The organism is Rhodococcus sp. NPDC057014 (genome assembly GCF_042673295.1).
Taxonomy (GTDB): Bacteria; Actinomycetota; Actinomycetes; order Mycobacteriales; family Mycobacteriaceae; genus Rhodococcus_F.
Genome location: NZ_JBHUSF010000413.1, coordinates 1 through 6,460, shown reverse-complemented (window position 1 = coordinate 6,460; position 6,460 = coordinate 1). Strand labels below are relative to the sequence as shown.

General features: G+C 66.8%; 8 protein-coding genes and 1 riboswitch. Of the genes, 5 read left to right on the top strand and 3 right to left on the bottom strand.

Annotated features, from left to right (window positions below; genetic code table 11):
- Positions 1-33: 33 nt before the first annotated feature.
- The 3 genes from ACFTZB_RS41280 to ACFTZB_RS41270 all read right to left on the bottom strand — a co-directional run bounded on the left by ACFTZB_RS41280 (position 34) and on the right by ACFTZB_RS41270 (position 1,537).
- The gene (locus ACFTZB_RS41280; RefSeq protein ID WP_378441069.1) at positions 34-831 is read right to left on the bottom strand and encodes a CbtA family protein; all 798 of its coding nucleotides are present in this window, start codon (positions 829-831) and stop codon (positions 34-36) included.
- Positions 822-1,016, bottom strand: coding sequence for a CbtB domain-containing protein (locus ACFTZB_RS41275; protein WP_005244930.1), 195 nt, complete (start codon positions 1,014-1,016; stop codon positions 822-824). Before ACFTZB_RS41275 ends, ACFTZB_RS41280 begins: the two co-directional genes overlap by 10 nt.
- A gap of 22 nt (positions 1,017-1,038) precedes the next feature.
- Positions 1,039-1,172, bottom strand: a riboswitch (cobalamin riboswitch).
- 50 nt (positions 1,173-1,222) lie between these two features.
- Positions 1,223-1,537: an antibiotic biosynthesis monooxygenase gene (locus tag ACFTZB_RS41270; protein WP_087559747.1), complete on the bottom strand. Its 315-nt coding sequence runs from the start codon at positions 1,535-1,537 to the stop codon at positions 1,223-1,225.
- Between the two features lie 32 nt (positions 1,538-1,569).
- Here ACFTZB_RS41270 and ACFTZB_RS41265 point away from each other — a divergent pair, with 32 nt between their 5' ends.
- From ACFTZB_RS41265 to ACFTZB_RS41245, 5 genes are all read left to right on the top strand, one after another.
- The gene (locus tag ACFTZB_RS41265) at positions 1,570-2,325 is read left to right on the top strand and encodes an alpha/beta fold hydrolase (protein WP_378441067.1); all 756 of its coding nucleotides are present in this window, start codon (positions 1,570-1,572) and stop codon (positions 2,323-2,325) included.
- Positions 2,326-2,387: 62 nt separating this feature from the next.
- Positions 2,388-2,846: a helix-turn-helix domain-containing protein gene (locus ACFTZB_RS41260; protein ID WP_378441065.1), complete on the top strand. Its 459-nt coding sequence runs from the start codon at positions 2,388-2,390 to the stop codon at positions 2,844-2,846.
- 19 nt (positions 2,847-2,865) lie between these two features.
- Complete coding sequence (locus ACFTZB_RS41255) at positions 2,866-4,056, top strand: PIN domain-containing protein (protein ID WP_378441063.1); 1,191 nt, start codon at positions 2,866-2,868, stop codon at positions 4,054-4,056.
- Positions 4,057-4,173: 117 nt separating this feature from the next.
- On the top strand, positions 4,174-5,193 hold the full coding sequence (locus ACFTZB_RS41250; RefSeq protein WP_378441061.1) for a methyltransferase: 1,020 nt from the start codon (positions 4,174-4,176) through the stop codon (positions 5,191-5,193).
- A gap of 64 nt (positions 5,194-5,257) precedes the next feature.
- Complete coding sequence (locus ACFTZB_RS41245) at positions 5,258-6,451, top strand: ATP-grasp domain-containing protein (protein WP_378441059.1); 1,194 nt, start codon at positions 5,258-5,260, stop codon at positions 6,449-6,451.
- Positions 6,452-6,460 lie beyond the last annotated feature (9 nt).

The following is a 6,460-nucleotide window of genomic DNA, read 5'->3' as shown; positions in this document are numbered from 1 at the left end:
GGTGTGCTCCGGCACACCGTGCCACTCACATGGTCAGGCAGAGGCGTTCGCCCGCGCGGGCGCGGTGGCCCGGGTGGCACGCTCCGTGAGGAACGCGAACACGAGTCCGAGAACCAGCCACAGCGTGGCCTGCGTCGCGAGGGACGACAGCCGGAACTGCCACAGCAGCACCGCGGGGAAGTCGTCACCCACTTCGTTGATCGTGGGCAGCACCAGATATCCGATGGTCGCCACCACGAGGAACGCGACAACCGGCGCCGCGATCCGCACCGACAGGAACTCCTGTGCGGCGACGGCCTTCGCCGCGAAGACGGACGCCACCACGGCGAGCAGGCCCAGCGCGACCGCGGCAAGCCACAGCCAGGTGCGCTGGTTGATCGTCTCGGGGTCTCCGACGGCGGGCGGGTTGGCGGGGTATTTGAAGAACGGCACCGCCTCGATTGCCAGCCAGCCGAAGGTGGCCAGGGTCAGGCCGAGCAACGGCCCCGACAGCGTCGTCACCCGACGCGCGTAGTTCGCGACGACGGCGAAGATCGCTCCCAGTGCCAGTCCCGCGAGGGACGTGGCGAGGAACAGCCCGAAGCGCTGCCCGTCGCGGCTGACGAGTGCCTCTTCCTCGTCGTGCGAGTGCCCGGCCGGTTCCTCCGCCGCGGTGGCGTCGTGCGAGTGGCCTTCGGGTTCGGCGGCGCTGTGCGATTCTTCGATCGCGATGGCCGCGTCGATGTGCGACTCACCGAGAACGAACGCGACGCCACCGGCCAGGATGCCTGCGATCAGGCCGGCCAGCAGGCCGCGGATGAGGAGTTTCGTGAAGGAATCGGTCAGTGGCATGGCAGACCCAGGAGGTGGCGGCCGTCGTGCATCAATTCATGCATGTACATGCCACTGCGCGAGATCGCGCCCTGGTCGAATCCCACGAGGTAGAGAGCGAGCATCGCGAACAGAACGATCGCGAAAGAGATGACGGCGAGGCGGGTCGTGTCGACCGACGAGCCGGGTGCGTAGGCGAGTGCCATAGTTCCTCCTGGGATTTCGCGTCCCCTAGGTCCAGGCGATGGCCGCAGTATCTGGCTGTCGAGGTGGTTCCCGTGAAGGACTACTCCGATTTACAGTGGCGCGACCGCTCCGGGATTGCACCGGATTCCTGCCGAACCATCGCATTGTCCTGCGAACTTTTGCACCCGGCGGGCCGTCGTGTCAATCCTCGGCCAGCCCCTGCCGCTCAGCTCTTGTTCGCCGCCGTGACGTCGAGTACGACCTCGAACTCCAGCAGCGACGCACCGGATGCCACCGGCTTCTTCCGCTCACCCGCGTGTGCTTCCCGGGCCGGACCGTCGCGCCACGCCGCGAATGCCTCTTCGCTCTCCCACTGCGTGACGACGAAGTAGCGGTTCTCGCCCTGCACCGGACGCAGGAGCTGGAAGCCGAGGAAGCCGGGAGAGTTTTCCACGGCGTGCGCGCGCGCCGCGAAGCGTTTCTCGAGTTCGGGGCCCGCACCCTCGGGGATTTCGATTGCGTTGATCTTCACCACTGCCATGCGGGCGAGGTTACTCCGCTAGCGTCGGAGTGGTGGCGGGTGAGAGTGCGTTGCACGACGAGGGTGGGGCGGGACAGCCGATTCTGCTGCTGCACGGGTTGATGGGCAGTGCCCGGACGTGGGGACGGCACGTGCCGTGGCTGCGCGAGCACGGCCACGTCTTCACGTTCGACGCCGCAGGCCACGGCAGGCCCGCGCCGCCGCGGTTGACGACGGAAGCGTTCGTCGCGGACCTGTCCACGGCACTCGCGCCCGTCGCCGGGCCGTGGGTGGTGATCGGCCATTCGATGGGCGCCCTGCACGCCTGGTGCCTGGCTGCCGCGCATCCGGAGACGGTGTCGGCGCTCGTCCTCGAAGACATGGCCCCCGACTTCCGCGGCCGCACCGCCGACGACTGGGCGGCGATGATCTCGAACTGGCCGCAACCGTTCGCGACCCGGGAGGATCTGTTCGAGTTCTTCGGTCCGGTTGCCGGACAGTACTTCCTGGATTCGTTCGAGAAGCGCGCCGACGGCTGGTACCTGCACGGCGACGTCGACACGTTCCGCGACATCTCGGCGGAGTGGGGCGACAGGCACTTCTGGGACCAGTGGGCGTCGATCACCGTTCCGGCCCTGCTGATCGAGGGGGAGTTCACCATCACCCCGGACGGCCAGATGCGGACCATGGCGGAGCGGCATCCCGGCGCCGAGTACGTCCGCATCGCGCAGGCCGGGCACCTCGTCCACGACGACCAGCCGGAGCAGTACCGGAAAGTGGTCGAGGAATTCCTCGACGGGCTCGGCTGAGATCCGCCTCGTCCGCTGCGGAGGACATTGTGTGTTCGTTTTTTTCGTTTTATCGTTGAGGTATGGCCGCTCTGATGAACCACACGGTGTTGCCACCGGGCTCCGACGATCGCGAAATTCTCACCGCGTTGAAGTATCTTCTCGCTGGTCAGGACGATGTGACGATCTCGACCCCGGAGGGTTCGGCGCCATTGCCGGACAGTGTCCGGGGTTTGCTCGTCGACGCGGTCACGGCTCTGGACCGGGGGCAGGCGGTGACGGTGGAGCCGCATCGGACGGTGCTGACGACGCAGGAGGCCGCGGAACTGCTGGGTATTACCCGGCCGACGCTGGTGCGGTTGCTGGAGGCCGGGAAGATTCCGTACTCGTCGCCGGGCAGGCATCGGCGGGTGGAGTTGGCGGACGTGCTCGCATTCCGACAACACGAGCGTGCGCGACGCGGTCAGGTGTTCGAGGAGATGGCGCAGGAGGAAACCCCGGACCCCGGCGACGCCGCTGACGGCTTCGTCTCGACCCGCTGATCGAGGGGCGAGGCAACCGATGGCTGCCTTTCGGGTGGTTCTCGACGGGTGCGTCCTGCTCCCGCAGGTCCTGAACAACCTGCTGCTGACCCTGGCCGATGCCGAATTGTTCCGGCCGGTGTGGACGCCGGACCTGCTCGACGAGGTGGAGCGCGACCTGGCCGGGGAGAGGTTCGGCAAGTCGCCGGAGCAGGCGGCGCGTCGGGTCCACCAGATGCGCAGGGCGTTCCCGTTCGCGGAGGAGGAGTCACGCGGGTACCGCGAGTTGATCCCCGCGATGACCAACGATCCGAAGGATCGGCACGTCCTGGCCGCGGCGGTACGGTCCGGTGCGGCCTTGATCGTGACCGCCAACCTGACGGACTTCCCGCCGGCGGCACTCGACCCGTACGACGTCGAGGCGATCCACCCCGACGAATTCCTCTGCGATCAACTCGATCTCGACTCGGAAGCGGTGTTCGAGCGTATACACCTGCTGGTCGCCCGGAATACGCTCCCGCCGCGCACGGTCGGGGAGCTGCTCGAGTCGCTCGACCGGCTGACCCCACGGTTCGTCGACGCGGTCCGGGCATTGCTGGTCGACCGGGACGACGCCCCGGACCGGGGTGCGGTGCCGGCGGCGTCCGCCCTTCCGGAGTTGACCGACGAGCAGATCGACTCGTTGCCGCCCGAGGTCCGCCAGACGTACCGGCAGCTTCGTGCGATGGATCCGGCCGAACGGGTGCGGCTACTCGGGCACGCAGATCTGGTGAATGCGGCGTGGGCATTCCTGATGCCAGTATGTGTGGACGGTGATCTGCTGTCGGTATGGCCGAATGTGGATCCCGGCTTCCGGGCGGTACTCGCACAGAAGTGGGTGCGCGACAACCACTATCAGATGACTGTCGACGGTTGGGACGGCGAGGCGGTCGAGGCGGCCCTTGCCGGGCCGGTGCCGGATCATCCGCTGTGGGTGCATTTCGAGCGCGTGCATGTGCGGTCGTTCCGGGCGATGCTGCCGGATCCGGCGACGTGGGGTATCAGCTCAGCCACCAGGATGGTCGCTCCGGGCGTCGAGGCGCTCTACGTGCTCGACACCTCGACGCTGGAGGGCGGCCTGTGGCAGCCGAACGACACCCGGTATGTGTGCCCGGTCCTCATGCATCTCGTCGACGGGCGTTGGCTGGTGCGAAATCTGGGGTCGGAGTCGGACCCCGCGACTACCACCTGAACCTACGTCGGTGCGGGCGGGGGTGAATGGTTGCCAGCCCCGGGGTATCTATCGCGCGACGCGGCGAAGCCTCACGCTGGTCGAAGGCGTACTCCACAACCTATTCGAAGGCGCACAATGTATTTCGACTTCCGTGACAAGCCCGACCGTCTCTGTGTCAAAGAAATGGTCCACGGCTACAACATATCCAGCTGCTTGTTCGTCGCCGTCGAGCTGGAGCTCGCGGATCTGCTGGCGGGGGGCCCACTGGCGCTTGTCGATCTCGCCCGACGAAGCGGAACCGACCCCGATGCGCTGAAGCGGATCCTCCGCCTACTGATGAGCGCGGGGATCTTCGCCGTGGACGAGCAGGACACGTGCGCACTCACGCCGCGAGCCGAATTCTTGCGCAGGGACAATCCGGAATCGATCGCAAGCGAGGTGGAGCTCTTTGCCGGCGCAGAAACGTACCTGGCCTGGAGCGAGCTGCTCCAATGCGCTCGTACGGGGCGGACAGGGTTCGGCCAGTTCTTCGGCAAATCCCTCTTCGAGTACCTGGCCGAGCACCCCGACTCCGCCCAGCGCTTCCATCTGGGCTGGCACGAGATCTCGGTCCGCGCCGGTCTCGAGACCGCGGAGGCGATCGATTTCGCGGACGATCGGCACGTCATCGATGTCGGCGGTGGTTACGGCATCGTGACCGCCCAGTTGTTGCGCAAATACGATCATCTGCGGGGCACGATCTACGACTTGGAGTTCTCGCTGGCCAGGGCCGGTCACACCTTGCGGGAATACGGCGTCGAGGAGCGGTGTGGCATCGTGCCCGGCGACGGTCTGACAGAGGTGCCCGGCGGGGGTGACGTCCACCTGCTCAAGAGCGTTCTCCACACGATGAACGACGACGACTCGATACGCGTTCTCACCCATTGCGCGAACGCGCTCGAGCCCGGCGGAAGGATCCTGGTCCTGGAGCGGGTGATCAGCGAGGACGGCGGATACGTCTGGGGAAACGTGGTCGACGTCGCCATGCTGGTCATGACGGGCGGCCGGGAGCGAACCATTCAGGATTATGCGCGCCTGTACGAGCGCGCAGGTCTCGGGCTCACCGGCAGTACGCTCCTGCCCTGTGGCTTCAGCGTGATCGAGGGCCGGAAGTGAGACGGGCCGGACGAGGACGACCTCGCAACGCCGAAATCAGCGGACCTCGAGGAGCAGGTTCGGCATGGCGCACATATTGATCGTCGGCGGACATGACGAGACTTTCCGAGTGATCGACGATCTACCGGTCGAACTGTCCGTCTTTCAGAACTCCGAATCGGTCACCGTGGACCAGGCCAGGCGCGCGCACCGGCTGTGCGTATTCGACTACCGCGACCAGGCAGAGGCGCTCTGCAGGGCGCGGGCGCTGCACGAGTTCACACCCTTCGATGCCGTCGTGTCCTTCACCGAGCACGGCCTCATGCCGGCCGCCGTGATCAAAGAGGCTCTCGGCATCGCGGGGAACGCGCGGGACGCCGTCCGGTTGACCCGCGACAAGATTGCCATGCGCGAGCACCTGGCCGGCCGTGATCTCGGCGCTGTGCTGACCCGGAGCTGCAGTTCGGCGTCCGAGGTGCGGAACTTCCTTCTCGCAGTGGGCGGCCCGATCGTCGTCAAGCCCGCTGGAGGCGCCGGCAGTTCCGGCGTCTTTCGCGTCTCGAGCCTCGACCAGGTCGAGTCCGCATTCGCCCGCTCTCGCGGCGAGTACCCCGGGCCGACCCTCGCCGAAGAGTTCATCGACGGCCCCGAATACAGCGTCGAATCCTTCACCACGGACGGCCGGCACGACATCATCGCGGTGACCGCCAAGACCACCACCGGCGCACCACGGTATATCGAAACCGGTCATCTGATGCCGGCCGCGGTCGCACCATCGGCCCTTGCCGAGCTCCGCGGTCTCGTCACCGATTTCCTCGGTTCGATCGGTCATTCCTTTGGGCCGGCCCATACGGAAGTACGTTTCGGCTCGGCCGGGCCCCGGATCATCGAGGGCAATACCCGTCCGGGAGGCGATTTCATTTGGGAGCTGGTGCTCCGTGCGATGGGTCGCGATCTGGTCCGGGAGTCGATCTGCCATCTTGCCGGACTGCCGCCGCAGTCGCGAACACCCGGGCGCGGTGCAGGCTGCGTCGCATTCTTCGCGTACGAGAACGTGGTGATCGAACGGGTGCACGGCATCGAGGCCGCGCGTCAGGCCGAGGGGATAATCCGGTTGCAGTGTTCTCTCGAACCGGGGCAACGCCTCGGTCCGCTCCGATCCTCCGCGGATCGTCAAGGTGTCATCGTCGCGGTCGGCACCGATCTCGTGGACGCCGAGCGCCGGTTGGCTGAGGCGCAGGCTCGGATCCGGGTGGAGACGAGCCCGCTCCCGCACTGACAGGGCGGG